This window comes from Streptosporangium sp. NPDC049046, from assembly GCF_040649155.1.
GTDB lineage: Bacteria > Actinomycetota > Actinomycetes > Streptosporangiales > Streptosporangiaceae > Streptosporangium.
Genome location: NZ_JBEZEZ010000009.1, coordinates 32,623 through 57,926 on the forward strand (window position 1 = coordinate 32,623; position 25,304 = coordinate 57,926).

The window sequence follows — 25,304 nt, forward strand, 5'->3', positions numbered from 1 at the left end:
GCACGCCGTACGACCCCTGGAGAGCAGCGCTAATGGACATTCTTCGCTTCGCCACGGCGGGAAGTGTCGACGACGGAAAGTCGACCCTCATCGGGCGGCTGCTCTTCGACTCCAAGGCGATCTTCGAGGACCAGCTGGAGGCCGTCGAGCGCACCTCCCGCGACCGCGGCACCGAGTACACCGACCTGTCGCTCCTCACCGACGGCCTGCGGGCCGAGCGGGAACAGGGCATCACGATCGACGTCGCCTACCGCTACTTCGCCACTCCCAGGCGCAAGTTCATCATCGCCGACACCCCCGGGCACATCCAGTACACCCGGAACATGGTCACCGGCGCGTCCACCGCGGACCTGGCGATCGTCCTGATCGACGCCCGCAAGGGCGTGCTCGAACAGTCGCGGCGGCACGCCTTCCTCACCACCCTGCTGCGGGTGCCGCACCTCGTCCTCGCCGTCAACAAGATGGACCTGGTCGACTACTCCCAGGAGCGGTTCGAGGAGATCCGTGAGGAGTTCACCGCGTTCGCCTCCAAGCTGAACGCGCCGGACCTCACGTTCATCCCGATCTCGGCGCTGCACGGCGACAACGTGGTGTCCCGTTCGGAGAACACGCCCTGGTACAACGGATCCTCCCTGCTCCACCACCTGGAGCACGTGCACATCGCCTCCGACCGCAACCTGGTCGACGTGCGCTTCCCCGTGCAGTACGTCATCCGCCCGCAGCGGGCCACCGACCCCTCACTCCACGACTACCGCGGCTACGCGGGCCAGGTCGCCGGAGGGGTGCTGAAGCCGGGCGACGAGGTCATGCACCTGCCCTCGGGACTGGCCACGCGCATCGCGTCGATCGACACCTTCGACGGGCCGCTCGACGAGGCGTTCCCCCCGATGTCGGTCACCCTGCGGCTGGAGGACGACATCGACATCTCGCGCGGCGACATGATCTGCCGTCCGAACAACCAGCCGCACGTCTCCCAGGAGCTGGAGGCGATGATCTGCTGGATGGCCGACACCGCCAAGCTCGCCCCGCGCACCAAGCTGACCATCAAGCACACCACCCGCACGGCCCGTGCCCTGGTCAAGGACCTGCACTACCGGCTGGACGTCAACACCCTGCACCGGGACGAGACGGCACAGTCGCTCGGCCTCAACGAGATCGGCCGGGTCTCGCTCCGCGTCACCCGGCCGCTGTTCGTGGACGACTACGCCCGCAACCGCCTCACCGGCGGCTTCATCCTGGTGGACGAGTCCACCAACAACACCGTCGGCGCCGGGATGATCGTCGACGCCAAGTAGGCGCACCCCGCCGCCCGTGGCCCGCGCCACGGTCCCCTCCCGTACGCGAAGGGAGGGGGCCGTGGCGCGGGGCCGCGGGCGGTTCGTCGTTCCAGGGGCCGGCCGTGGGTCCGCCCGGCGTCGGATCGCGAGGCCGCGGTCCTCCCTTTTTCCGATCTCCCTGTTCGGTCGCGAGGCCGCGGTCCCTTCCCTGCTCGATCTCCCTGTCGGTCGCGAGGTCGTGGCCACTCCCCGTTCGGTGGACGTGATTCAGGGGACGGGCGGCGTCGCACCCGTTGGGTAGATCCTTTGTCCGTTCTCCGACCCCTCTGTTACGCTCCGCGCTAGCCTCGACACGTTCCGTATCCACCGGGTAAGGATTCGTGCCTGTGTCTGATAGTCCGTCACCTGCTCGGGTGGTATTCCTGGGCGGCCTCGGCCGTAGCGGGACCACACTGCTGGAGCGCCTGCTGGGGGAGATCCCGGGCATCGTTCCGCTCGGTGAGGTCGTCCACCTCTGGGCGAGGAGCGCGCTCGCGGACGAGGCATGCGGGTGCGGTGAGCCCTTCGGATCGTGCCCCTTCTGGGAGAAGGTCGGCGAGCGTGCGTTCGGCGGCTGGTCAGAGGGCCTCGCCCACCGGATGATCGCGCTCAGGTCCCGCGTGGACCGCACCCGGCGCATCCCCACGCTGGCGAGGCTCCTCGCCGAGGAGCAGACGGGCACCGGCCGATGGCCGACGCCCGGCACCGCGGAGCTGGACGAGTACGTCGCGATCCACCGCGACCTGTACGACGCGGCGGGCGAGGTCGCCGACTGCCCGGTCGTGATCGACTCCAGCAAGCACGCCTCGCTCGCCTTCTGCCTCGCGGCGGCCGGAGTCGACGTCCAGGTCGTTCACATGGTCCGCGACCCCCGAGCGGTCGCCCACTCCTGGCGGAGGAAAGTCGCCCGTCCCGAGGACGGGCGCCCGATGACCCACTGGTCGCCCTCCCGCACCTCGCTGCACTGGCTGAGCGAGAACCTCGGACTCGAACTCCTCGCCCGCAGGGGCGTCCCGGTCACCCGGGTCCGCTACGAGGACCTGCTCGACACCCCCGCCGACACGCTCAGGCGGGTGGTCGCCAGGATCGGGCTCCCCTGCCGTCTCGACTTCCTCTCTGGCAGGTGGGCGGAGCTCTCGACGGCGCACACGGCCTCGGGCAACCCCGTGCGCTTCACGGTCGGCCGCACGGAGCTGACCAGGGACGACAGCTGGCGTGACGTCGCGTCGCCCCGGCAGTCGCGCCTGGTCACCGCGCTGACCTGGCCCCTCATGATCAAATACGGCTATTACCGGAGAATCGCGTGAACACATCGGTGGGTGTCGTCATCCCCACCCGGGGACACCGGCCCGACCAGCTGCGCGCGGCCACGCTCGCCGTGCTCGGTCAGGACCATCCAGGACCCGTCGAGGTCGTCGTCGTCGTGGACGGCGGCGATCCCGCCTGGGTCGCCGACCAGGTGGCCGACCTCCTCGCCAGCCGGGCGGTGACACCCGGCCGGCACGGGCCGTCCTCACGCGGCGTGCGGGTGATGGCCAACCGGTTCACCCCCGGCCTGCCCGGCGCCCGCAACACCGGCATCGCCGCGCTCGGCACCGACCTGGTCGCCTTCTGCGACGACGACGACCAGTGGCTGCCAGGAAAGATCGAGGCCCAGGTCGCCGCGCTGGAGGCGGAGCCGGAGGCGCGTTTCTCCAGCTGCGCCATCGAGGTCGAGTACGGATCGCGGCGCATCGCCCGGCTGGCCGGGACCAGTCGCGTCACCTACCGCCACCTGGTGCGCTCGCGGATGGTGATGGTGCACTCCTCGACGTTCCTGTTCCGGCGCGGCGGCCTCTGGGCGGACGAGAGCGCCCCCGGGGGACAGAACGAGGACTGGGACCTGGCACTGCGCGCCGCGGCCCAGCACCCCATCGTGCACGTCGACCGGCCCCTGGTCCGGGTGCGCTGGGGCGGTTCCTCGTACGTGGCCCGCTGGGCCGACCGGATCGCCGGGCTGCAGTGGATGCTCGCCCGGCACCCTGATCTGGCCGTGGATCCGCGCGGCGCGGCGCGGGTCTACGGTCAGCTCGCCTTCCACCACGCGGCCCTCGGCCAGCGCAGGGAGGCGGGCCGCTGGGCCTGGCGGGCCTTCACCGCCCGCCACGGCGAACCCCGGGCGCCCATCGCGCTCGCGGTGGCGACGGGCCTGATCCCCGCGCGGACCCTGCTCAGCGTCCTGCACCACCGGGGACACGGCATCTGATGGCGCCCGTCACCCGGCATCCGCGGGTCGTGCTCCGCCACGGCGCCTTGATCGTTCCGCCCGTGACGAGCCAGGCCGCCGCCGAGCGCCACGACCCACCGTTCGCCCCGTTCCTGACGGTGAAGGCCGTCGAGCGCCCGACGGTGCCTCCCTCCCCGCCCCGCACCGACCGCCGGTCCGCGACCACCGGTCACGACTCGGCGCCCGGCCTGCCCGCCGTCGCAGGGCAGGCCGGGACGCCGGTCACCGGGCGGGAGGCTCCCCCGGCCGTCTCCCGCAGGAGGCCCCGACCCGACAAGGCCACCCGCAGGCGTCTGCGCAGGCGCGTGCGGGTGGCGGGGGTCGCGATCGACCCGATGACCGAGGGCGAGGTCGTCGAGCACGTGGTTGCGGCTCTGAAACGCGGAGAGGGCGGCCACCTCGTCACCCCGAACGTCGACATCAGCCGGACCGTCGCCCGCGATCCCCGGGCCCGCCGACTCGTCGAGCGCGCCGATCTCGCGGTGGCGGACGGCATGCCGTTGGTGTGGGCGGCGAGGCTGCTCGGCACCCCTCTCCCCGGCCGGGTCACCGGCGCCGACCTGATCTGGTCCCTGTCGGAGGCCGCCGCCTTCTACCGCCATCCCGTGTATCTCCTGGGCGGTCCCCGGGGCACGGCCGCGCAGGCGGCCCGCGAGCTGGTGGGCCGCCATCCGGAGCTGGTGATCGCCGGGGTCGGCGCCCCGCCCTACGGATTCGAGAACGATCCGAAGAGCTACGCCCGGGTGCGCGACGACGTGATCGCCGCCGCGCCTCGGCTGGTCTTCGTCGGGCTCGGCTTTCCCAGACAGGAGCGCCTCATCGCCTCACTCCGCCGTGACCTGCCGGGCACCTGGTTCGTCGGCTGCGGCTCGGCGATCGCCTTCGCCGCGGGCACCGTGCGGCGGGCACCGGCGTGGATGCGCCGCGGCGGCCTGGAGTGGGTCTTCCGGCTGACGCGGGAGCCGGGCAGGCTCGCCCGCCGCTATCTGGTCGACGACCTGCCGTACGCGCTTCGGCTCCTCACGGTCTCCCTCGTACGCGGCCTCTTCTCCTGAAGCCGTGTCGCCTCGAAGCCGTGGGGCGTGGGGCGTGGTGCCGCGGGGCTATGGGCCGTGGGGCTGTGTTCTCTTGAGGTCGTGACCCTGTGAGGTCGTGACCCTGTGAGGTCACGCACCGTGAAGGCATGGGAGTCGTGAAGTTCCGGAGCGCCGGAGCCTCACGACTCCACGGTGTTTCCCGTGCGGACCTCAACGTTCCGCCGAGGCGAGTCTCCTGACCCGGAGGGCCTCCTGCGGGCTCAGCCGAGCGTCGGCCTCGGCGAGGGCGCGGCGCGAGTCCATCGGCCGGTAGGCCGTGCGGGACAGGCCGCTCCAGGCGAAGCCGCCAAAGCCTCTCTCCGATGTGCCCGTGCCCATGCCCGTGCCCATGCTTAACGCCTCCGTGCTTGACGCCCTGGTGCCTGACGCGTCCGTGCACGCGCGGCGGATACGCGCCTCGGCGCGGGCCGTCCAGGTCAGGCCCGCCCACTCGTACAGGCGGCGAAAGCCCGCCAGGGGCTCGCGGGCCAGGTCCTCGTAGCGGGCGAGCATGATCCCTGGGTGCCGTTCCGCCAGGTCGGCGGCGGTGGTCCCGGCCGCCCGCCACAGGGCCACGGCTTTGGCGACACGGTCCTGGGAGCCGACCAGCGGGCGCAACGCCTCCAGGTGGGGCTGGTCGCGCATCAGCAGCGGTTGTTCGAGCAACTCGTGAAAGTAGACCGTCCAGCCGAGCCGCTGCCAGCTGCCGACGAACGCCACCGGATCGCGCAGCAGAACGATCACACGGCAGCCGAGCCGGTCGGCGAACCACCCGGCGGAGAACAGCGCGAACGGGTCGTCCAGCAGCGCCCGGCGCCCGCCCAGCCGCCCCAACGTGAACGCGGTGCCGTACCGGACCATCCTCGCCAGGTCGTACGGTGACCGGTTGCGGCGCAGTTCGGCGAGGAACCCGTAGCGCAGCGCGACCGTGCGGGTGAAGGCGGGCAGCCAGGCCCGCTCGTTGTCCGGGCAGATGTACTGGAACCGGTGGCCGACCACGGCGTCGAGGACACCGGGGGAGTGGCCCGGCGGGTGCTCGGGGTTGAGCGGCTCGTTGACGTAGACCAGCTCCCCGCTCGCCGCGAGCATCCTGCCCGTCCAGCTCGTCCCGGTCCTGGGCAGCCCGGTGACCAGTACGGGCGTCACGGTGCCCATCACGTGTCCAGGCTTCCGGAACACCCGGGCCGCGCGGTCATGGCATCCACCTCGCGTTCAGGGCCGTAGGGGGCGGGGAAGGAAGGGAGGTCATGCCGCCCGCCGGGCGGCCGGGCTGCGGGCGCCGAAGGGCCGCAGCCCGTACCGGCGGTGGATGTGCCAGAGCGGCAGCAGGTTCTTGACCACCGTGCCCCCCGCCCAGCCGAGGGCGGCACCGAGCGAGCCCAGCGACGGGATGAGCAGCAGGTCCAGCGCCACCACCGTCGCGACGGCGGCGACCAGGTTGGCCAGGCTGGAGCCGGTGTGCCCGGCGGAGGTCAGCACCACGTCGGCCATACCGCACGCCGTGGCGAGCAGCATCGTCGCGGCCAGCACGAACGCCACCGGCGCACCGCCGGTGTAACCGTCACCGAAGACGGCGCCGAGCAACCACGGCGCGAACGCGGCGTACCCCAGCCAGACCGGCCAGGTGAGCAGGACCAGCCAGCGGGTGGCCGACCGGTACAGCTCCCCGGCGCGCGGCAGGTCGCCCTCGGAGAGGGCCCGGACCAGCCTCGGCTGCATGGCCTGCGCGAGCCCCTGACCGGCCAGCTGACCCACGATCTTGAAACGGGTGGCGGCGGTGTAGACGGCGGCCTCGGCCGGGCCGGCGAGCAGCGCCACGATCACGACGTCCAGCCGCTGGAACACCGCCTGGATCCCGGCAGCCAGCGACCGTGGCCAGGTGTGACCCCACAGCTCGTGCGCGGCGCCCGGCGGCAGGGGCGTCCCGGGCAGCCGCCGCCGCAGCCAGATCGAGGCGAGCACCAGGACCGGCAGGTACGGCAGCGCCCAGGCCGCGGCGAGCAGGGGCACGGAGTCGTGGCCCGCGAGCACCACCGCCCCGACCAGGAGCGACTGGGACACCGGCTGCAGCACCCCGTCCAGCAGCACGGTCGGCCGCATCGAGCCGAACCCGCGGGTCGCGCTCACCACGACGCCCGAGCACGTCACCGCGGGCAGGGCGACCGCGAGCACCCGCAGCGCCGGGTCGGAGACGGTGAGGACGACCGTCGCGCCGGCCGCCAGCGAGAGCGCCGCGACCGGGACGAGCGCCGCGCGGACGTAGCCGGAGGTGTGGCGGTGGTCGAGGGACCGGGACCTGGCGATGAAGTGGACCAGCCCGTTCCCCGCGTCCAGTCGCAGGACCGTGGCGACCGTGAGGCACAGCGCGGTCGCCGAGAAGAAGAGACCGGCCGCCTCCTGCTCCACCCCCCTGGTGACCAGCACGACCGTGAGGAACTGCGAGGCGGCCCCCGTCCCCGCTCCCGCGAGCCCCGCCACCCCGCCCCGCGCGGCCCCGGTCAGGCGGCCCGCCAGGCGGGTGGGGATCAGCGGCGCCACGAAGGCTCCGCGCCCAGCCACGAGGTCAGCAGGGTGTCCTGCTCCTCGAAGTGGGCCCTCAGCTCGCGGCGGAGCTTGCGGGGCATGGGACCCGGCCTGGCCCGGCCGTTGTGCCGTTCGAACACCGGCTCACCGAGGTGCGGCAACCCGAGGAACGCCAGCACGCGGTCGTAGGCGAGATCGGGTTCGGCGAAGAACCGGCCGCTGTCGATGACGAGCAGCCGGTCGCGGCCGACCAGCGGCTCCAGCCGGGCGAGTTGCTCGGCGTAGCGGCCCCTGGCGAGATAGGCGTGGTGGCGGTGGGCGAGGTTCGTCGAGTACGGCGAGGCGCGCAGCCGCTCCTCCGCCCCGGCGAGCCGCTCCTCCTCCAGCCGCACGGCCCTGGCGAAGGAGCGCTCCGTCTCGAAGCCCCTCGCCAGCTCGTGGGCGTGCGCGGAGAAGGCCCGCTCGACGGGGTCGCGGACCAGCACGATCAGCTTGGCGCCCGGCAGGTCGCGGGCGATCCTGGGACCGGCCAGCGGGTGGAACAGGTAGTAGGGCGACGACTCGAAGGCCTGGGCGGGGAAGCCGTACCTGCGGGCCGGCCGGGAGGCCGACACCCGCAGCGGGAAGTGCGCCCGGTACCAGGACAGGTCCCGGTCGTACGCCGTGTCGAAGTAGTGGACGCCCTTGCGCAGGACGGGCTTCAGGATGAGCGGGTGCTGGGACAGGACGCGGTACAGCGAGGTGGTGCCGCAGCGCTGTGCCCCGACGATGAGGAAGGAGGGCAGCACCCGGCTGCGGGAGGTGAGGCGCCCTATCGCCCACGAGGCCGTGTGGACCGAACGCTTCAGCGCGGGTCTCACAGCCTTTACAGCCTTCACAGCAGGGTCTCCTGGGAGTCGGCGAGGGGGGTGAGCCAGAGCTCCGGTGGTCCGAGGGGCGCGTGGCCGTCGGCGGCGTGGCGGTCGGCGAGGGCGATCAGGTAGCGGAGCGCGGTGAGCCGGGACTCGGCTGCCGAGAGCCCGAAGGGGGCCAGGATCCGCAGGGACCGCGCCACGCAGGCCCTCGCCGCGGTGGCCGGATCGGCGCGGCGCAGGGCCCGCTGGAAGAAGTGGTGGACGGCGTCGAAGCCCAGCGGGACCCCGGTGCCGAACCGCTCCCAGTCCCAGACCAGCAACCGTCCGTCGGGGCCGCGCGAGATGTTCCACGGCGTCAGGTCACCGTGCCAGGAGAACGACCGCTCTTCGAGCCCTCCGCTTTCAGGAGCCGGGCTTCCTCCGGCGGGGACGCCGAGGAGGGCGTGGCCGGCACGGGCGGGTTTTCCGGGAGGCGGGTCTCCCGCGACGGGGGTGCCGAGGGAGGGCCGGCCCGCGCGGGCGGTTTTCCCGGGAGGGGGGTCTCCCGAAGCCGGGTCCGAAGCGGCGGGGGCGCGATCCGGGACGTCGCCCCCGGGGATGCGGGCGATCTCGTCGATCGCGTCGACGAGGACGTCACCCGGTATCCGCCCCCGCCGTACGGGAAGCGGGGTGAGCGCCAGCACGGACAGGCCACGCCAGGTTCCGTGGTGCAGCACGGCGGGCGGGACGACGGTCTTGAGCGGTACGCCGGCGAGCAGGCCGAGGGTCCGCGCCTCGTGGGAGACGAGCTCCCGGGTCAGGTCGGTGTCGCCGATCTTCACGAAGGCGATCGGCCCGTCGGCGGCGCGCGCCTCCAGGATCGGCTTGCGGTTGGCCCGGCGGGCCGGGCGCACCCGCAGCGTGACACGGACGGCGGTGCCGAACACCTCGCTCAGGTGGCTCTCGATGCCGTCCCGGCCCGAGGACACCGTGACCCTCCCGCCGGGGTGCCACCAGGCGCGGGGGACCAGCCTGCGGGGGAGCAGCCGGTGGGGGAGCAGGGTGTAGGGGCTCGGGTCGCCGGGGCCGGGGAACAGCAGGTCGAGGGTCTGGTCCAGGTAGCGCAGACGGGCGCGGGCGTCGTTCATGAGGCCGTGCTCGCCATCGAGTTTCTCCAGAGCAGTGCGAACGAGACGAGGTACAGGCTGAGCGGTGTGACCAGCCCGTCGTAGACGAACATGTAGAGGAGGGTGAGGATCATCACGAGGACCCCCGCGACGCCGATCGGGCTCCGGTCACGCCAGTGGCGGCGGACGGCCCCGGCGAAGAACGCCACGTAGAGCGCGGCACCGGTGAAACCCTGCGTGATCATCAGGTGCCAGAGCTGGCCGTCCCCGCCCAGAGGCGGATGGCCGCAGGTGGGGCACCAGCCGCTCTTGCCGGTGGTGATCGTCCGGTGGTTGCCCGTGGCGTTGCGGGTGTTGCCGTACCCGATGAGCGGCGCGGTGCTCGCGGCGGCGAGGGTCGCCGAGACGGTGAAGGCGCGGATGCCGTTGCTGTGCGGGTTGTCGAGCCGCTGGGCCACCATCGCCTGCAGGGGGCTGAGGGCGAACACCAGGGCCCCCGCGGTCAGGGCCGCGCAGGTCGCGACGCGGGCCCGCGTGCCCAGCCGCAGCAGGACGTACGCGGCGGCGACGCCGAGCCCGATCCACAGCCCTCGGTTGAGCGAGTAGACGACGGGGATCGCGGCGAGCGCGACGAGCGGGACGACGGCGAGGCGTCTGCGCGGCCCGCCGTACACCCACCAGCCGACCACGAACCAGACGAGCAGCACCGAGAGGTTGCCACCCCAGGCGTTGGCCCACTCGAACGGCGCCTCGGGGCGCGGCGAGGCGTGGCCGAGGACTTTCTGCATCTGGGCGGCGGTGGGGTGGATCAGGTTGTGGACGAAGGGGTTGCCGCTGATCCAGTCGGGGAGGACCGTCTCGACCGGTGAGGTGAACTCCACGCGCGGGGCGAACACGCCCAGCAGGCCGCCCGCGACGGTCGTGAGGAACAGCGCGCCGAGCATCCGCACGAGGGTGAGCTGCGGCAGCTCCTCCTCCGTCAGGTTGCCCAGATAGAGCACCATGACCAGCAGCGAGACGTACAGGAACAGGCGCATCAGATAGCCGAGGAGCCGCCCGGCGCCGAACTCGCCGTAGGTGCCCGGAGGCATCTCGCCGAGCATGAGCGCGCTGATCAGGTAACCCGCGAGGAGCAGCAGCCAGAGCCCGAAACCGCGCGGCGCCCTGATCGGCCGCCTCCGCCACAGGACCAGCGCCATCGCCGGGGCCACCACGATCACCGACAGGCCTCCGAAACCGAGCGCCCACCAGATGGGATAGCCCACCAGGAGGGCGGCGATCGGCCAGACGGCCGGACGCGGACACCTCACAGCCTGCGCCCCCTCCGGCCATCGGCCGCCTGCCCGGTGGTTGGAACGTTCCCGTTGGCCCCGAGCGCGAGCGGCACCTCCGGCCCGTCGGCGGGTCCGCGCGCCCCGTCCCTGTTCGCCTCGGGCGCGGGCCACGACTCCGCCCTCTCGGCCGCCCCGCGTGCGCCGTTCCCGTGCCCTCCGGACGCCTCCGGTCTTTCGGCCGCCCCGCGTGTGCCGTTCCTGTGCCCTCCGGACGCCTTCGGCGCCTCCGGTCTTTCCGCCGCCCGGTGTGCTCCGTTCCCGTACGCCCTGGGCGCATGCCGCGCCTCCGGTGTGCCGGGGGGGCCGTGCGCTCCCGACCTGGCGGGTGCCTCCAGGCTCTCGCCCGGCGCTCCGAGCAGGGCGGGTCCGCCCGCCAGGCCGGCCAGAGGCCGGTCGGCCCTTCGCTGGGCGCCCTCGCGGCTCCACCCTCCTCCGGCCCGCGGCGCGGACGCGCCCTGCGGGACGTACGGCCCCTGTGGTGTCGGTCCCTGTGACGCGTACGGTCCCTGTGGAGCGCGTGCCGCGTGAGAGCCCCGCCCGGCGGGGAGCGAGGGGACGTCGTCGCCGATGACGAACGTGCCGACCACGGGGATCCCGCGATCGTTCAGCGCCCGTACGGCGTGCTTGACCTCGCGCGGGGAGGTGCCGGGTGTCGCGACCACGAGCACCGCGCCCGCCGGGCCGTGCGCCCGGACACCGTCGAGGGTGTCCAGGCCGGTGAGGCGGCCGACGGCTGCGGGGGGCCGCCGGGCGGTGTCGAGGCGGTCGCGGAGCCAGGCGGCGCCGACCCCGCAGATCAGCCCCGCCATGAGGCCGCTGCCCAGGTAGAGAGGAGGGCGGGGGGTGGTGGGTTCGGCCGGCGCCGTCGCCTGGCTGATCACGGAGCCGGGGGTGACGGCGACGGTCTTGAGCGCGTCGTATTTGGAGGTGAGGCTGTGAACCTGCCTGGCGAGGACGTTCTGCCGCTGGAGGGCGAGGGTCCGCTCGGTGGTCCCCCTGCCGAGGCCGGGAAGCTCGGTGGCGACCCTGGTGAGACCCGCGTTGGTCTGCCTCAGCTTGACCAGCACGGCCCTGGTCTGGGCCGCGAGCGTCTGGGCGGAGGACTCGCGGCGCTGGGCGAGGTAGGCGAGGGCGTAGGCGCTCGCTCCCGAGGCCGCGGTCGCCGGGTCGGCGGCGCTGCAGGAGATCTCCAGGACCGAGGTGTTGGGCGGCACCGAGACCTCGGCGGGGCAGGAGAGGCCGTCGAACAACCGCCTCGCCTTCGCCTCGACCACCGCGGACCTGGCCACCTGGGCCTCGGTGTCGAGGTTGAGCGGTTCGCGCTGACGGCTGGTGACCTGGTTGGTCTGTTCCTGCGCTCCGGTAGCGGTCACCAGGACCTGCCCGGAGGCGGTGTAGGAGGGCGGGGTGAGCCACATCAGGGCGATGCCGCCACCGGCTCCGGTGAGGAACAGGGAGAGGACGATCAGCCACCGGCGGCGGAGAAACGACGCGTAGTCCGCCAGATCCTCGCCTCCGCGGCGGACGGGGGCGTCCGGTGACGGGCTCATGTGTCGCTGGTGCCTCTCCGGCGAACAGACGCTGGGAACCCTTGGAACTATAGGTCGGCTTTCCGTTTCCCCGAACCGATACGCAAGATTTTCTTTGCGTTGGACGCGCCAATCACAGGGAGATAACAGCGGTTTATCCGATATTTCCTATCGTCCGCGAGGGAGCTGTGGCACGGACCGGCAAAGTCAGGGACGAGGCACGTCCGGGCGATGGGAAGGTGTTCCCCCGTGACGGTCGAGGACGGCCCACGAATGCGTACGCGCGACGGCTGTGAGGAAACGGTGCATCAGACAAATGCTCCTATAGACGTAATTCCGCGAGTGGTAAGAATCGCCGGTTCCGGCCTCGTGCTGGCGCTGGGTCTGGGCACCCTCGCGCTGGGAATCGCCGGGCTGAGCGGAGGCGGCAGGACCTCCAACGCCGCGGACGCCCCGGGTACCGCCGACACGGGGGAGGCCCGTGCCGCGGCGGGCGCCGTCGGCGCCCCGGGAGCCCGCGAAGGGCGCTCCCGGGCCGCCTGCGAGGTCGGTGCCAAGCTCGTGCCCTCCTGCGGCGCCTGGTGGGGCATCGCACCCGAGATCTTCACGGGACGGCCGCAGAAGCGGGCCCTGGAGAGGGCCGAGAGACGCATGGGCCGGCCGGCCGACATCATGCACGTCTACCACCGGGGCGACGAGCTCTTCCCGACCCCCGCGGAACGCGCCATCGCCCGTGACCCGGCCGGCCGCAGGCTCCTGCTGATCAACTGGAAGCCGTCCCTCGACCACACCTGGGGGCAGATCGCCCGTGGGGCGCTGGACGAGCGGATCGACCGGCTGGCCGCCCACATCGTACGAACCTTCCCCGAGCGGTTCTTCCTCACCGTCCACCACGAGCCGGAGGACGACGTACGGGAGGCCCACGGCAGGGGAATGACGGCGGCCGACTACGCCGCGATGTTCCGCCACGTGGTCAAGCGCCTGCGGCAGGGGGGCGTGACCAACGCGGTCACGGTGATGACCTACATGGGAGCGCCCAACTGGGCGTCGGAACCCTGGTTCGAGAAGCTCTACCCCGGTGACGACGTGGTCGACTGGGTGGCGATGGACCCCTACGTCGACCACAGGGTCCACAGTTTCGACGGGCTGGTGAACAAGACCCGCCCCGAGTTCCCCCGCTGGTCGGGGTTCTACCGCTGGATGGGGGAACGCTTCCCCGACAAGCCCGTCATGCTCGCCGAGTGGGGCGTCTTCGAGCGTCATGACCGGCCGGGGTTCAAGGAGTCGTTCTTCGACTCGGTACGCGGGGAGATCGGCGAATACCCGCGGATCAAGGCCCTGATCTACTTCGACTCGCCGCGCGCCCCCCGTGGCGACACCCGCTTCGACACCACGCCCGGCGGCCGGAGGGCCTTCGGCGAACTCGCCCGCGACCCACGCCTCGACGCCGTCGTCCCCGCCCGCTGACGGCGGCTACCGGGGCGTCCGGCGAGGGCTTCCGGGCCTGGGCGTCGGGTCGGGATCAGCGGATCCAGCCGCCCTGGATCAACGGATCGAGCACCTGGTGCACCGCCCGGTCCACGCTGATGCCGGTGGTGTCGATTTCCAGGTCGGCGTCGTCCGGCTCCTCGTACGGGTCGGAGACGCCGGTGAACTCGGGGATGATCCCCGCGCGGGCCTTGGCGTAGAGGCCCTTGCGGTCGCGGCGCTCGCACTCCTCCAGGGGGGTGGAGACGTGGACGAGCAGGAAGTCGGCGCCGACAGCCTCGACCATCTCCCGTACCTCCTCGCGGGTGGCGGCGTACGGCGCGATGGGCGCGCAGATCGCCAGACCACCGTGCCTGGCGGCCTCGGCGGCGACGAAACCGATGCGGCGGATGTTGAGGTCGCGATCCTCCTTGGAGAAGGTGAGCCCCGCGGAGAGCAGATGGCGGACCACGTCGCCGTCGAGGTAGGTCACCGTGCGGCTGCCGCGCTCCAGCAGCGCGTCACGCAGCCCTCGGGCGACGGTCGACTTGCCGGAGCCGGACAGGCCGGTGAAGAAGACCACCAGCCCCCGGCGGTGCGGGGGACCGGGAAGCGTCACGGGCTCGGGACCCGCCAGGTGCTCGGTCGCGCCGTAGGCCTCGGCCACGCGCTCGCGCAGCTCCAGGTCGATGGCCGGCTCCCTGGGCGCGAGCGGCACCACCGCGACGAGCGTGCCCTCCGGCAGCCCCTCACGGGCCTTGAGCGCTGCGCGGACCACCGCGGGCCCGCCCTCGCCGTACGCGAGCGGGAGCAGCAGGATCGACGCCTCCAGCTCCCGTGCGGTCGCCGTGATCTCGCCGAGGTCGCCGAGCGGCCCGCGCATGGTGACGGCGAGGACCGACTCCTGCCCGTTCAGCTGCTCGCGGACCCGCGCCGGGGTGAGGCGGAGCCGGGCGAACGGCCCGTGTTCGGGGGCGTCCAGCGCCTCGACAGGCCCGGCGACGAAGCCGTCCGCACGCTCGGTGACGGTGAGCACGGCGAGCGCCGCGCCCTCGGGGTCGCGCAGGGTGATCCGGTCACCGGGGGCGGCCGGGTGGTCGTCGGGAAGGGTGAGGGTGACCGGCGCGGGCCACGGGGTGCCGTCGGCGAGCGCGCCGTGCTCGTCCACGGCGTGCGCGTCGGCCGAGCTCAGGAAGCCCTCCAGCGGCCTGAAGGCGCCGGAGAGCAGCAGCTCAAGGTCGGCCAGCTCGCGGGCGTCTGGGGTCCACTCGAAAGGCGCCGTCATCTGCTCCACCATCGCGGTCGTCGGAACTTTCCTGCTCCGCCCGCTCACGATGGACGACCCCGTCCGGCGAGCCTGGGATCCGGCCGCCCGGTGAAATCCCAGGTGCCCCGGCCCGGTGGATCTCAGATCAACCGGGCGAAGTGACTCTGGGGCTTGCGGATCACCAAAGTTATCTCGTCGTGAGACGCGGGCCGGCTCCCCCTGGAGAGGGCCTCCACCACCGAGCAGGTGGCGCGGGCAAGCTTACCGAGAGGTCCGCGGAGCGCGGGACCACTGGCGGTGGAGATGTCCTCGGTCACCATCAGCCCGCGCACGAGGCAGAACGAGTGCATTCCCTCGCGCGAGGCGATCTGCTCGTAGACGGCGGGCAGCGGGCCCACGGTCCCGGCGGGGACGAACCTGCGCCACAGCCATCGCCGCAGCCCCGTCGGCGTGAGCCGGTCGCACGCCCCGTACGCCGAAGCCCGGTCGCGCATCCTCACCAGCAGCAGCCCGCCGGGCCGCAACCCGGTGAGCAGCCGGTCGAGCACCAGCTCGGCGTGCTCGATCCGCTCCAGCAGGAACGGCACGTAGACGACGTCGAACGCCCGCGGGGGCACCGGCACGGAGCGCAGGTCGCCCAGCGCCCAGGAGTCCAGGTCCTTGCGCGCGGACGTGCTCGTACGCAACACGGGCAGGTCCTCGTCGATCCCGATGACCCTGGACTCCGTCTGCGCGAGATCGAGCGGCTCAGGCCATCCGCACCCGGCGATCAGGATGTCGAGCCGCCGGCCGAGCTGGCTGCTCCACTGCTCCTTGATCCGCTGACTCAACAGGTCGTCCTGATCGACGACCGACCTCACCTCTGCCATGTAACCGAGAGTAGTCAAGTCAGCACGATTCGGCTACATGGCGACGCTGCGCGTCTTGTTGGCGACGCTGGCGCGTCGCGGTTCGGCGTGTTGTTGGCGACGCTGGCGCGTCGCGGTTCGGCCGCTCTTGTCCGGCTCGTGTTGTTGGCGACGCTGGCGCGTCGCGGTGAGGCCGCTCTTGCCCGGCTCCTTCCCTCGTCGAGGAAGATCGCTCGTTCCTCACGACCTTCCTCTCCTCAGTCCAGTCGCCGGCGCGGCCTCACGGGTAGTCCCGCAATTGGAGACGCTGGGGCATTGCGGTGAGACGGTTCTTGTCCGGCTCGTGTTGGTTGGCGACGCTGGCGCGTCGCGGTGAGGCCGCTCTTGTCCGGCTCCTTTCCTTGTTGAGGGAGGTCGTTCGTCTCTCGCGGCCTCACGAGCTGGTCCCGCGTATCCGAAGGCCGGAGCACCGGCCTGCGATTCGGTAGCCTTGGGCGGGTACCCCCCGTGTTCTCTCGGCTCGGGGTTGTCGTGTTGCCGTCGTGGGGCTGTGGGCGAATCTGATGAGTCTTTCCGGACTTCTGGACCTTGTCGCCGGGGAGCCTGAGCTGGCTTCCCTTCTTCAGGACGTGCGCGGGGGCGACTCGTCCGACGTGTCGCTGGTCGCGCCGCCCGCGTTGCGACCCTTCGCGGTGGCGGCGCTGGCCAGGGAGGGGGCCAAGGGGAAGGCGAGGACCGTCCTGGCGGTGACCGCCACCGGGCGCGAGGCCGAGGATCTCGCCTCGGCCCTCACCAGCCTCCTGGACGAGAGCACCGTCGCGGTCTTCCCCGCGTGGGAGACGCTTCCGCACGAGCGCCTGTCGCCGCGCAGCGACACCGTGGGGCAGCGTCTGGCGGTGCTGCGCAGGCTCGCCCATCCGGTCGAGGGCGACCACTCGGCGGGGCCGCTGCACGTGGTCGTCGCGCCGATCAGGGCGCTGCTCCAGCCGATCGTCCGGGGGCTGGGCGACCTGCGGCCGGTGCGGCTGCGCGCAGGGGACGACGCCGACCTCGACACCGTCGTCCACAGTCTCGTGGAGAACGGCTACCACCGGGTCGACATGGTGGAGAAGCGCGGCGAGGTCGCGGTGCGGGGCGGCCTGCTCGACGTCTTCCCGCCCACGGAGGAGCACCCGCTCCGGCTGGAGTTCTGGGGCGACACCGTCGAGGAGATCCGCTGGTTCAAGGTCGCCGACCAGCGCTCGCTGGAGGTGGCCGAGGACGGGCTGTTCGCCGCCCCCTGCCGTGAGCTGCTGCTGACCGACGACGTCAGGCAGCGGGCGAGGGAGCTCGCCGAGGCGCATCCCTCGCTGGTGGAGACGCTGGAGCAGCTGGCCGAGGGCGTGCCGGTGGAGGGCATGGAGGCGTTCGCGCCCGTGCTCGCCGGGGAGATGGACCTGCTCATCGACCATCTGCCGAGCCAGTCGGCGATCTTCGTGTGCGACCCGGAGCGAATCCGGGGGCGTGCCGACGAGCTGGTGCGGACGAGTCAGGAGTTCCTGGAGGCGTCCTGGATCAACGCCGCGTCCGGCGGCGAGGCGCCGATCGACCTGGGTGCGGCGGCCTTCCGCGACCTGGAGGAGGTCCGCGACCACGCGCGGCGGCTCGGTCGGCCCTGGTGGTCGCTCGCGCCGTTCGGCGCCGGCGCCGACGGTGACGCCGCCGAGGGCCTTGGCGGGGGTACGGCGCTGCGGGCGCACGAGGTCGAGTCCTACCGTGGCGACACCCAGCGGGCGCTGTCCGACATCAAGGGCTGGCTCGACTCCGACCGGGTCGTCGTCCTGCTGAGCGAGGGCCACGGCCCCGCCGAGCGCATGGTCGAGCTGCTCAAGGGCGTCGACCTGCCCGCGCGCCTGGAGCCGGGGCTCGACGCCGTGCCGGACAGGAAGGTCGTCCACGTCACCACGGGCCTGGTCGAGCACGGGTTCGTGACCCCGGCGCTCGCCGTGCTGACCCACCTGGACCTGGTGGGTCAGAAGGCGTCGACCAAGGACATGCGGCGGCTGCCCTCCCGGCGCCGCAACATGGTCGACCCGCTCCAGCTCAAGGTCGGCGACCACGTCGTGCACGAGCAGCACGGCGTGGGCCGCTACATCGAGATGGTGCAGCGGACCGTGCAGGGCGCCACCCGCGAATACCTGGTGATCGAGTACGCCAAGGGCGACCGGCTCTACGTGCCGACCGACCAGCTCGACGAGGTCACCCGCTACGTCGGCGGCGAGTCGCCCACGCTCAACCGGATGGGCGGCGCCGACTGGGCCAAGGCCAAGACCAAGGCGAAGAAGGCGGTCAAGGAGATCGCCGGAGAGCTGATCCGCCTGTACTCCGCCCGGATGGCCTCGCCGGGACACGCCTTCGCGCCCGACAGCCCCTGGCAGCGGGAGATGGAGGACGCCTTCCCCTACGCCGAGACGGGCGACCAGCTGGAGGCGATCGACGAGGTCAAGCGTGACATGGAGCGCCCGATCCCGATGGACCGGCTGATCTGCGGCGACGTGGGCTACGGCAAGACGGAGATCGCGGTGCGGGCGGCGTTCAAGGCCGTGCAGGACGGCAAGCAGGTGGCGGTCCTGGTGCCGACCACGTTGCTGGTGCAGCAGCACATGTCGACCTTCGCCGAGCGGTTCTCCGGGTTCCCGCTGAACGTCAGGCCGCTGTCGCGGTTCCAGAGCGACGGCGAGGTCTCCGCGACCATGGAGGGTCTGCGGGAGGGCTCGGTCGACGTGGTGATCGGCACGCACCGGTTGTTCTCGCCGGAGGTCAGGTTCAAGCAGCTCGGCCTGATCATCATCGACGAGGAGCAGCGGTTCGGCGTCGAGCACAAGGAGGCGATGAAGCACCTGCGCACCCAGGTCGACGTGCTGGCCATGTCGGCCACCCCGATCCCCCGTACGCTGGAGATGGGCCTCACCGGCATCAGGGAGATGTCCACGATTCTCACCCCGCCCGAGGAGCGGCACCCGATCCTCACCTTCGTCGGCCCGTACGACGAGAAGCAGATCGGCGCCGCGATCCGGCGCGAGCTGATGCGCGACGGCCAGGTCTTCTTCGTCCACAACCGCGTGGCCAGCATCAACAAGGTCGCGGCCATGCTGCGCGAGCTCGTGCCCGAGGCGAGGGTCGCCGTCGCGCACGGCCAGATGCAGGAGCACCAGCTGGAGAAGATCATGGTGGGCTTCTGGGAGCGCGACTTCGACGTGCTCGTCTGCACCACGATCGTCGAGTCGGGCCTGGACGTGCCCAACGCCAACACCCTCATCGTCGACCGGGCCGACAACTACGGCCTGTCCCAGCTTCACCAGCTGCGCGGCCGGGTCGGCCGGGGTCGCGAGCGCGGCTACGCCTACTTCCTCTACCCGCCGGAGAAGCCGCTCACCGAGACCGCCCACGAACGCCTCGCCACGATCTCCCAGCACACCGAGATGGGCGCGGGCATGTACGTGGCGATGAAGGACCTGGAGATCCGCGGCGCGGGCAACATCCTGGGCGCCGAGCAGTCGGGCTTCATCGCGGGCGTCGGCTTCGATCTGTACGTGCGCATGATGGCCGAGGCGGTGCAGGAGCAGAAGGCGAAGCTGGCGGGCACCTACCAGGAGGAGGAGCGGCCCGACGTCAAGGTCGAGCTGCCGATCAACGCCCACATCCCGCACGACTACGTCACCTCGGAGCGGCTGCGGCTGGAGGCGTACAAGCGGATCGCCGCGATCGGCTCGGACTCCGACATCGGCGCGGTGCGCGACGAGCTCGTCGACCGGTACGGACGGCCGCCCCAGCCGGTGGAGAACCTGCTGGAGGTCGCCCGTTTCCGCGTCCGCGCCCGCCGCGCCGGGCTCACCGACGTCACCCTGCAGGGGCAGAACATCAGGTTCGCGCCGGTGGACCTCAAGGACTCCCAGCAGGTCAGGCTGCAAAGGCTCTACCCGAAGGCGCTGCTGAAGCAGGCGGCCGGTACGTTGCTGGTGCCGGTGCCCAAGACCAGGCCCCTCGGCGGCCAGCCGCTGCGCGACCTGGATCTGCTCAAGTGGTGCGGTGATCTTGTCGAGGCGATGTTCCTCGAAACCGTGCGGGTAGAGTAAGCGGCGTTTGTCGTGAAGGGAACGCATGTGAAGTCGACTCGAATCCGCGTCATCCTGGCGGTCGTCGCCGCCGGTGTCGCGCTGACCGCCTGCTCTCCGAACCAGGCCGGTGCCGCGGCCATCGTGGGCGGGGAGCGCATCAGCTCGGGCGAGCTGGACAGGAACGTGCGGGAGTACGAGGCGGCGCTGGCCAAGGCCGGCCTGTCCGCCTCGCAGCTGCAGTTCCAGGACAGCGTCCCGCAGCTCGTGCTCTTCCAGCTGGCCAACGCCAAGCAGTACGCGCAGGTCGCGACGAGCAAGGGCATCACGGTCACCGAGGGCGAGGTCGACCAGGTGATCGCGGGCCAGGGAGGCCAGGAGAAGTTCGAGCAGCAGATGCTCCAGCAGGCCGTGGCGCCCTCGCAGGCACGCGAGTTCCTGAAGTCGCAGGTGATGGTCAGCAAGCTCGTCGCCAAGTACGGCGGCGGTACGGACGAGGCCGCCATCCAGCGCGGCCAGCAGCAGGCGATCAAGGACCTGCAGGCGATGCCGATCACCTGGAACCCCCGGTACGGCAAGCTGAACGAGGAGCGGAGCGAGCAGCAGCCGGGCGTCTTCGCCGACGCCGGTCGTTTCGGCACCGTCGGCGCTCCCGGCCCCGCCGACGCGCCGCCCGCGCCGCCGCAGCAGTAGCTCGGCATGTCGCTGATCGTCGTCACCACCTCGCCCCGGGTCGCTCCCGGGCTGCTCAGCCGCCGCGCGTGGCAGGTCCTTGAGGAGGGCCCGGTGCGCACCGGGTCCGCCGACCACCCGCACCTGCCCTACCTGGCGGAGGCGGGGGTCGAGGTCGAGGTGGTCGTCTGCGACCCGGCCGCGCTGGTCCGCGAGGCCGTCTCGGGGACCGTCGTGTGGCTGGAGGCCGACGAGGCGCTGATGCGCTCCATCGGCCACGCCGCGGTGGTGCTCGACGACCCGCCGGTGATCGAGGTCGTGCCGGGCTCGTACGACCTGCCGGGCGCGCGACTGCTCGACCTGGTCTCGGTGATGGACCGGCTCCGGGTCGAATGCCCGTGGGACGCCCGCCAGACCCACGAGTCCCTCGCCCCGTACCTCATCGAGGAGGCCTACGAGGTCCTGGAGACGATCGAGGAGGGCGACCGCGCGGCGCTGCGCGAGGAACTGGGCGACCTGCTCCTGCAGGTCGCCTTCCACGCGCGGGTCGCAGCGGAGGGACCGGAAGGGTTCGACGTCGACGACGTGGCCGAGGGCATCGTCGCCAAACTCGTCCGCCGGCACCCGCACGTCTTCGCCGACACCCGGGTCGAGGGCGCCGGAGAGGTCAGCGCCAACTGGGAGACCATCAAGGCCGCCGAGCGCGCGGCCAAGAACGGCGGCGACCCCGGTTCGGTCGTCGACGGCGTCCCGATGGGCCAGCCGGCGCTCTCCCTCGTCGCGCAGCTCCTGCGCCGCGCCGAGGGCGTCGGAGCCCCGACGACCCTTCCCGAGGGGGTTCCCGCCGACGGTCTGGGTGCGAGGCTCTTCGAGCTCGTACGGCAGGCTCAGGCGGCCGGACTCGACCCTGAGGCGGAACTGCGGGCCGTGGCTCGTGCCTATAAGCGACGCTTCGCGTCGCGGTGAGAAGTGTTGTCGGCGACGCTGCTACATGGCGACGCTGACGCGTCGCGGTTCGGCCGCTCTTACCCGGCTCCTTCCCTCGTCGAGGAAGATCGCTCGTTCCTCACGACCTCCCTCTCCTCAGTCCAGTCGCCGGCGCGGCCTCACCGGTTTGTTGGCGACGCTGACGCGTCGCGGTTCGGCCGCTTTTGTCCGGCTCCTTCCCTCGTCGGGGAAGGTCGCTCGTTCCTCACGACCTTCCTCTCCTCAGTCCAGTCGCCGGCGCGGCCTCACGGGTAGTCCCGCGAGGAAAGGCGGGTTGGGCATGTCCTCAGGGGGCCTTGGGGATGTTCCCGGGGTTTCTGGGGATGTGGCGGTGAGGCCATTCGGCGGCGGTTGCCCCGATCGAGTCAGACGTGTTCTTGGGGCGGTTCTTGGTGAGGGGGAGATGGGCGGGGTCTGAGGTGGGGGTGGGGTGTGTTGGGAGGTTTGTATGGAAATTGCGCGAACATTGTTCGGCGGTGGCCCGGTCGCCGTGTCGGTATGGGGATCTCGATAGGCTTCCGAGGCAAACTGTCCTGCGACTTTAGGAGCGCTTCGTGGCTTCCATCGAGGGCGTTACCGCCCGAGAGATCCTTGACTCCCGGGGCAACCCGACGGTTGAGGTCGACATCCTCCTGGACGACGGCAGCCAGGGGCGCGCCGCGGTTCCCAGCGGCGCGTCCACCGGCCAGTTCGAGGCCGTCGAGCTGCGTGACGGCGACGAGCGCTACGGCGGCAAGGGTGTCGAGAAGGCCGTTCTCGGTGTGACCGACGAGATCGCCGACGAGATCCTCGGGTTCGACGCCGCCGAGCAGCGCAGCATCGACCAGGTGATGATCGACCTCGACGGCACGCCCAACAAGGCCCGTCTGGGCGCCAACGCGATCCTGGGTGTCTCGCTCGCCGCGGCCAAGGCCGCCGCGGAGAGCGCCGAGCTGCCGCTCTTCCGCTACCTCGGCGGTCCGAACGCGCACGTGCTGCCGGTGCCGATGATGAACATCCTGAACGGCGGCGCGCACGCCGACAGCAACGTCGACATCCAGGAGTTCATGATCGCCCCGATCGGGGCGGAGACGTTCCGCGAGGCCGTGCGGATGGGCACCGAGGTCTACCACGCCCTCAAGTCCGTCCTCAAGGAGAAGGGGTACGCCACCGGCCTCGGCGACGAGGGCGGCTTCGCGCCGAGCCTGCCCTCCAACCGTGACGCGCTCGACCTGATCCTGGTCGCCATCGAGAAGGCCGGATACGTCGCGGGCGAGGACATCGGGCTCGCCCTGGACGTGGCCGCCTCCGAGTTCCACTCGGACGGCGTCTACACCATCGACGGCAAGGGCCTGTCGGCGACCGAGCTGATCGCCTTCTACGAGGACCTGGTCGCCAACTACCCGCTGGTCTCCATCGAGGACCCGCTGGACGAGAGCGACTGGGAGGGCTGGAACGCCATCACCCGCGCCCTGGGGGACAAGGTCCAGCTGGTCGGCGACGACCTGTTCGTGACGAACCCCGAGCGTCTGGGCCGCGGCATCGCCGAGGGCACCGCGAACGCGCTGCTGGTCAAGGTGAACCAGATCGGCACGCTGACCGAGACCCTCGACGCCGTGGACCTGGCCCACCGCAGCGGTTACCGCTGCATGATGAGCCACCGCTCGGGCGAGACCGAGGACACCACGATCGCCGACCTCGCGGTGGCCACCAACTGCGGTCAGATCAAGACCGGCGCCCCGGCCCGCTCCGACCGGGTGGCCAAGTACAACCAGTTGCTCCGCATCGAGGAGCTTCTGGACGACGCGGCCCGTTACGCGGGTCGCGCCGCGTTCCCGCGCTTCCGGCGGTAGTTTTTTGCTGGCGGCTCGCGCCCGGATCCGGGCGCGAGCCACACCGCGGACGAGCGTGGAGACGGAGGGGGACGCATGGCGGCACGACCACAGTTGACGGGACGGGCCGCGGTGCTCGCGATCGTGGTGTGCGCGATCGCGATGAGCCTCGCCTACCCCATCAGGGAGTACGTCGCCCAGCGCCGCCAGATCGCCCAGCTGGAGCAGGAGAAGGCGAGGGAGATCGCCGCGATCAAGGCCCTTGACGACCGCTCCAAGCAGCTCCTCGACCCGGGCTTCATCAAGCGGCAGGGCAGGGAGCGCCTCTTCTACTGCGATCCGGGGCAGAAGTGCTACGTCGTCATGGGGGACGCGCCCTCGCCGGGTAAAGGCACGACCGGTGAGCGCCAGGCGGTCGCCAGGCCGCCGTGGTACGAGACGCTGTGGGACTCGGTGAAGGCCGCCGACAGCGGCGGGGGACAGAAGGCGGCCAAGTCCGCCGGGTGACGCCGATACCCTGGTTGTCGTCTTTCAGGGGGGTGTCCACGAATGGTTGACGACCGCGACGTGGCGGCGGTGGAGCGACAGCTCGGCCGGACGCCGCGCGGACTGCGGAGGGTGGCGCATCGCTGCCCGTGCGGGCTTCCCGACGTCGTCGAGACCGCCCCGAGGCTGCCCGACGGATCGCCCTTCCCGACCCTGTTCTACCTCACCTGCCCCAGGGCCGCCTCGGCCATCGGCAGGCTGGAGACCTCGGGGATGATGCGGGACATGCAGGCCAGGCTCGCCGAGGATCCGAAGCTGGCCGAGGCGTACCGGGCCGCGCACGACGACTATGTGGCGCGTCGTGACAGGGCGGCCGCCGAGGAGGGCCTGGAGCCGCTGCCCCGCGACATGCAGAGCACCGGGGGCATGCCGACCCGGGTCAAGTGCCTGCACGCCCTGGTCGGGCACGAACTCGCGGTGCCGGGTGGCAACCCCTTCGGCCGCGAGGCCCTCGACGCGCTCGGCGACTGGTGGTCCGCCGGGCCGTGCGTCGACCAATCCGTAGCCCCGTGTGCCGAGGCCGTGGCACCGACCTCGAAGGAGACCGAGTGATCCGCGTCGCCGCGATCGACTGTGGCACCAACTCCGTCCGTCTGCTCGTCGCCGACGTCGGCAGGGACAGGCTGATCGACCTGGAGCGCCGGATGGAGATCGTCCGGTTGGGGCAGGGGGTCGACAGGACCGGCAGGCTGGCGCCGGAGGCCCTGGAGCGTACGTTCGCCGCCATGCGAGGCTACGCGGGGCTCATCGACGGGCTCGGGGCCTCCTCGGTCCGTGTGGTCGCCACCAGCGCGACGAGGGACGCCGCCAACCGGCAGGACTTCGTGGACGGCGTGCGCGACATCTTCGGCGTGGAGCCCGAGGTGATCACCGGTGCGGAGGAGGCGGAGCTGTCGTTCGCCGGGGCGACCCGCGATCTGGTGCGCTTCTCCGAGGAGACGGGCCTGCCCGCCCCCGAGGGCACCCGCCCGCCGTACCTCGTGGTCGACATCGGTGGCGGCTCGACCGAGTTCGTGCTCGGCTCGACGCACGTGGAGGCCGCGCTCTCGGTCGACATCGGGTGCGTCCGGCTGACCGAGCGCCACCTGCGCGACGCGGGCGACCCTCCCTCGGCGGAGGCGGTCGAGGCGATGACCGCCGACATCGACGACGCGCTCGACCGGGTCGCGGCCGAGGTGCCCGTGGAGCGGGCGCTGACGATGGTCGGGCTCGCGGGATCCGTGACCACCGTCGCGGGAATAGCGCTTGAGCTGCCGGAATACGATCCGAAGAAAATTCATCATTCGCGAATTTCCGCAGGTCAGGTGCATGACGTCGCCAAGCGCTTGCTTGGAATGACCGTTGAACGGCGGGCTGCGATTCCCCTCATGCACCCGGGAAGGGTCGACGTGATCGGGGCGGGGGCGCTCATCCTGGACCGAATAGTGACCCGCTACGGCTTCGGAGACGTGGTCGCCAGCGAGCACGACATCCTCGATGGCATCGCGTGGTCGATTGCTGACTCGTAGCGAGATCTAGACAATTAACCCGTTTAGGGAGTATTGAGGAAAGCTTCCCGTTTATGGTTAGGTAAAGAAGCTTTAGTGAGGCTTTGCCGTAGGGCCCGGC

At 71.6% G+C, this 25,304-nt stretch carries 20 protein-coding genes; 12 read left to right on the forward strand and 8 right to left on the reverse strand.

Translation table 11 applies throughout. The features are described 5' to 3' along the window. The first annotated feature begins 32 nt into the window (after positions 1 to 32). From cysN to AB0B96_RS14545, 4 genes are all read left to right on the forward strand, one after another. Positions 33 to 1,295: a sulfate adenylyltransferase subunit CysN gene (gene cysN, locus AB0B96_RS14530; protein ID WP_362898814.1), complete on the forward strand. Its 1,263-nt coding sequence runs from the start codon at positions 33 to 35 to the stop codon at positions 1,293 to 1,295. Between the two features lie 395 nt (positions 1,296 to 1,690). Then, complete coding sequence (locus AB0B96_RS14535) at positions 1,691 to 2,623, forward strand: sulfotransferase (RefSeq protein ID WP_362898816.1); 933 nt, start codon at positions 1,691 to 1,693, stop codon at positions 2,621 to 2,623. Beyond that, the gene (locus AB0B96_RS14540) at positions 2,620 to 3,561 is read left to right on the forward strand and encodes a glycosyltransferase (RefSeq protein WP_350950014.1); all 942 of its coding nucleotides are present in this window, start codon (positions 2,620 to 2,622) and stop codon (positions 3,559 to 3,561) included. Before AB0B96_RS14535 ends, AB0B96_RS14540 begins: the two co-directional genes overlap by 4 nt. A gap of 62 nt (positions 3,562 to 3,623) precedes the next feature. Continuing rightward, on the forward strand, positions 3,624 to 4,637 hold the full coding sequence (locus AB0B96_RS14545) for a WecB/TagA/CpsF family glycosyltransferase (RefSeq protein WP_362898818.1): 1,014 nt from the start codon (positions 3,624 to 3,626) through the stop codon (positions 4,635 to 4,637). A 192-nt stretch (positions 4,638 to 4,829) separates the two neighbouring features. Here the strand turns inward: AB0B96_RS14545 and AB0B96_RS14550 are convergent, their stop codons facing one another. The 6 genes from AB0B96_RS14550 to AB0B96_RS14575 form a co-directional block, all read right to left on the reverse strand. Beyond that, positions 4,830 to 5,813: a sulfotransferase gene (locus AB0B96_RS14550; RefSeq protein WP_362898820.1), complete on the reverse strand. Its 984-nt coding sequence runs from the start codon at positions 5,811 to 5,813 to the stop codon at positions 4,830 to 4,832. 90 nt (positions 5,814 to 5,903) lie between these two features. After that, positions 5,904 to 7,196, reverse strand: a complete 1,293-nt coding sequence (locus AB0B96_RS14555) for a lipopolysaccharide biosynthesis protein (protein WP_362898822.1) — start codon at positions 7,194 to 7,196, stop codon at positions 5,904 to 5,906. Then, the gene (locus tag AB0B96_RS14560; RefSeq protein WP_362898824.1) at positions 7,184 to 8,059 is read right to left on the reverse strand and encodes a sulfotransferase; all 876 of its coding nucleotides are present in this window, start codon (positions 8,057 to 8,059) and stop codon (positions 7,184 to 7,186) included. The genes AB0B96_RS14555 and AB0B96_RS14560 overlap by 13 nt, the downstream gene beginning before the upstream one ends. Next, positions 8,056 to 9,162 carry a hypothetical protein gene (locus AB0B96_RS14565; protein WP_362898826.1) on the reverse strand — a complete coding sequence of 369 codons (1,107 nt, stop codon included), beginning with the start codon at positions 9,160 to 9,162 and terminating at the stop codon, positions 8,056 to 8,058. Before AB0B96_RS14565 ends, AB0B96_RS14560 begins: the two co-directional genes overlap by 4 nt. Further along, on the reverse strand, positions 9,159 to 10,451 hold the full coding sequence (locus tag AB0B96_RS14570; protein ID WP_362898828.1) for a hypothetical protein: 1,293 nt from the start codon (positions 10,449 to 10,451) through the stop codon (positions 9,159 to 9,161). The genes AB0B96_RS14565 and AB0B96_RS14570 overlap by 4 nt, the downstream gene beginning before the upstream one ends. Next, complete coding sequence (locus AB0B96_RS14575) at positions 10,448 to 12,025, reverse strand: Wzz/FepE/Etk N-terminal domain-containing protein (RefSeq protein ID WP_362898830.1); 1,578 nt, start codon at positions 12,023 to 12,025, stop codon at positions 10,448 to 10,450. Before AB0B96_RS14575 ends, AB0B96_RS14570 begins: the two co-directional genes overlap by 4 nt. Before the next feature lie 321 nt (positions 12,026 to 12,346). Between AB0B96_RS14575 and AB0B96_RS14580 the strand changes: the two genes are divergently transcribed. Next, entirely contained in the window at positions 12,347 to 13,471 is a 1,125-nt protein-coding gene (locus AB0B96_RS14580) for a hypothetical protein (protein WP_362898833.1), read from the forward strand. Between the two features lie 55 nt (positions 13,472 to 13,526). On the opposite strand, the gene cysC is transcribed toward AB0B96_RS14580, so the two are convergent. After that, positions 13,527 to 14,756 carry an adenylyl-sulfate kinase gene (cysC, locus tag AB0B96_RS14585; protein ID WP_362898835.1) on the reverse strand — a complete coding sequence of 410 codons (1,230 nt, stop codon included), beginning with the start codon at positions 14,754 to 14,756 and terminating at the stop codon, positions 13,527 to 13,529. Positions 14,757 to 14,878: 122 nt separating this feature from the next. Beyond that, positions 14,879 to 15,607, reverse strand: coding sequence for a methyltransferase domain-containing protein (locus AB0B96_RS14590; RefSeq protein ID WP_350950004.1), 729 nt, complete (start codon positions 15,605 to 15,607; stop codon positions 14,879 to 14,881). A gap of 542 nt (positions 15,608 to 16,149) precedes the next feature. On the opposite strand from AB0B96_RS14590, the gene mfd reads away from it, so the two are divergent. The 7 genes from mfd to AB0B96_RS14625 all read left to right on the forward strand — a co-directional run bounded on the left by mfd (position 16,150) and on the right by AB0B96_RS14625 (position 25,204). Then, positions 16,150 to 19,701 carry a transcription-repair coupling factor gene (gene mfd, locus AB0B96_RS14595; RefSeq protein WP_362898838.1) on the forward strand — a complete coding sequence of 1,184 codons (3,552 nt, stop codon included), beginning with the start codon at positions 16,150 to 16,152 and terminating at the stop codon, positions 19,699 to 19,701. A 27-nt stretch (positions 19,702 to 19,728) separates the two neighbouring features. After that, complete coding sequence (locus tag AB0B96_RS14600) at positions 19,729 to 20,373, forward strand: SurA N-terminal domain-containing protein (RefSeq protein WP_362898840.1); 645 nt, start codon at positions 19,729 to 19,731, stop codon at positions 20,371 to 20,373. 6 nt (positions 20,374 to 20,379) lie between these two features. Continuing rightward, positions 20,380 to 21,318, forward strand: coding sequence for a MazG family protein (locus AB0B96_RS14605; RefSeq protein ID WP_362898842.1), 939 nt, complete (start codon positions 20,380 to 20,382; stop codon positions 21,316 to 21,318). Between the two features lie 575 nt (positions 21,319 to 21,893). Further along, on the forward strand, positions 21,894 to 23,171 hold the full coding sequence (eno, locus tag AB0B96_RS14610; RefSeq protein WP_350950000.1) for a phosphopyruvate hydratase: 1,278 nt from the start codon (positions 21,894 to 21,896) through the stop codon (positions 23,169 to 23,171). A 75-nt stretch (positions 23,172 to 23,246) separates the two neighbouring features. Next, the gene (locus tag AB0B96_RS14615; protein WP_362898844.1) at positions 23,247 to 23,657 is read left to right on the forward strand and encodes a septum formation initiator family protein; all 411 of its coding nucleotides are present in this window, start codon (positions 23,247 to 23,249) and stop codon (positions 23,655 to 23,657) included. Between the two features lie 42 nt (positions 23,658 to 23,699). Beyond that, positions 23,700 to 24,248 carry a DUF501 domain-containing protein gene (locus AB0B96_RS14620; protein ID WP_350949998.1) on the forward strand — a complete coding sequence of 183 codons (549 nt, stop codon included), beginning with the start codon at positions 23,700 to 23,702 and terminating at the stop codon, positions 24,246 to 24,248. After that, the gene (locus AB0B96_RS14625; protein ID WP_362898846.1) at positions 24,245 to 25,204 is read left to right on the forward strand and encodes a Ppx/GppA phosphatase family protein; all 960 of its coding nucleotides are present in this window, start codon (positions 24,245 to 24,247) and stop codon (positions 25,202 to 25,204) included. The genes AB0B96_RS14620 and AB0B96_RS14625 overlap by 4 nt, the downstream gene beginning before the upstream one ends. The last annotated feature ends 100 nt before the right edge of the window (positions 25,205 to 25,304 follow it).

What these genes read in the sequence shown, in the direction of transcription:
- AB0B96_RS14565 (WP_362898826.1), bottom strand. Translation starts at nt 9,162, where the DNA reads ATGAACGACGCCCGCGCCCGTCTGCGCTACCTGGACCAGACCCTCGAC.
- AB0B96_RS14550 (WP_362898820.1), bottom strand. Translation starts at nt 5,813, where the DNA reads ATGGGCACCGTGACGCCCGTACTGGTCACCGGGCTGCCCAGGACCGGG.
- AB0B96_RS14575 (WP_362898830.1), bottom strand. Translation starts at nt 12,025, where the DNA reads ATGAGCCCGTCACCGGACGCCCCCGTCCGCCGCGGAGGCGAGGATCTG.
- cysC (WP_362898835.1), bottom strand. Translation starts at nt 14,756, where the DNA reads ATGACGGCGCCTTTCGAGTGGACCCCAGACGCCCGCGAGCTGGCCGAC.
- AB0B96_RS14605 (WP_362898842.1), top strand. Translation starts at nt 20,380, where the DNA reads ATGTCGCTGATCGTCGTCACCACCTCGCCCCGGGTCGCTCCCGGGCTG.
- AB0B96_RS14615 (WP_362898844.1), top strand. Translation starts at nt 23,247, where the DNA reads ATGGCGGCACGACCACAGTTGACGGGACGGGCCGCGGTGCTCGCGATC.
- mfd (WP_362898838.1), top strand. Translation starts at nt 16,150, where the DNA reads ATGAGTCTTTCCGGACTTCTGGACCTTGTCGCCGGGGAGCCTGAGCTG.
- AB0B96_RS14620 (WP_350949998.1), top strand. Translation starts at nt 23,700, where the DNA reads ATGGTTGACGACCGCGACGTGGCGGCGGTGGAGCGACAGCTCGGCCGG.
- AB0B96_RS14590 (WP_350950004.1), bottom strand. Translation starts at nt 15,607, where the DNA reads ATGGCAGAGGTGAGGTCGGTCGTCGATCAGGACGACCTGTTGAGTCAG.
- cysN (WP_362898814.1), top strand. Translation starts at nt 33, where the DNA reads ATGGACATTCTTCGCTTCGCCACGGCGGGAAGTGTCGACGACGGAAAG.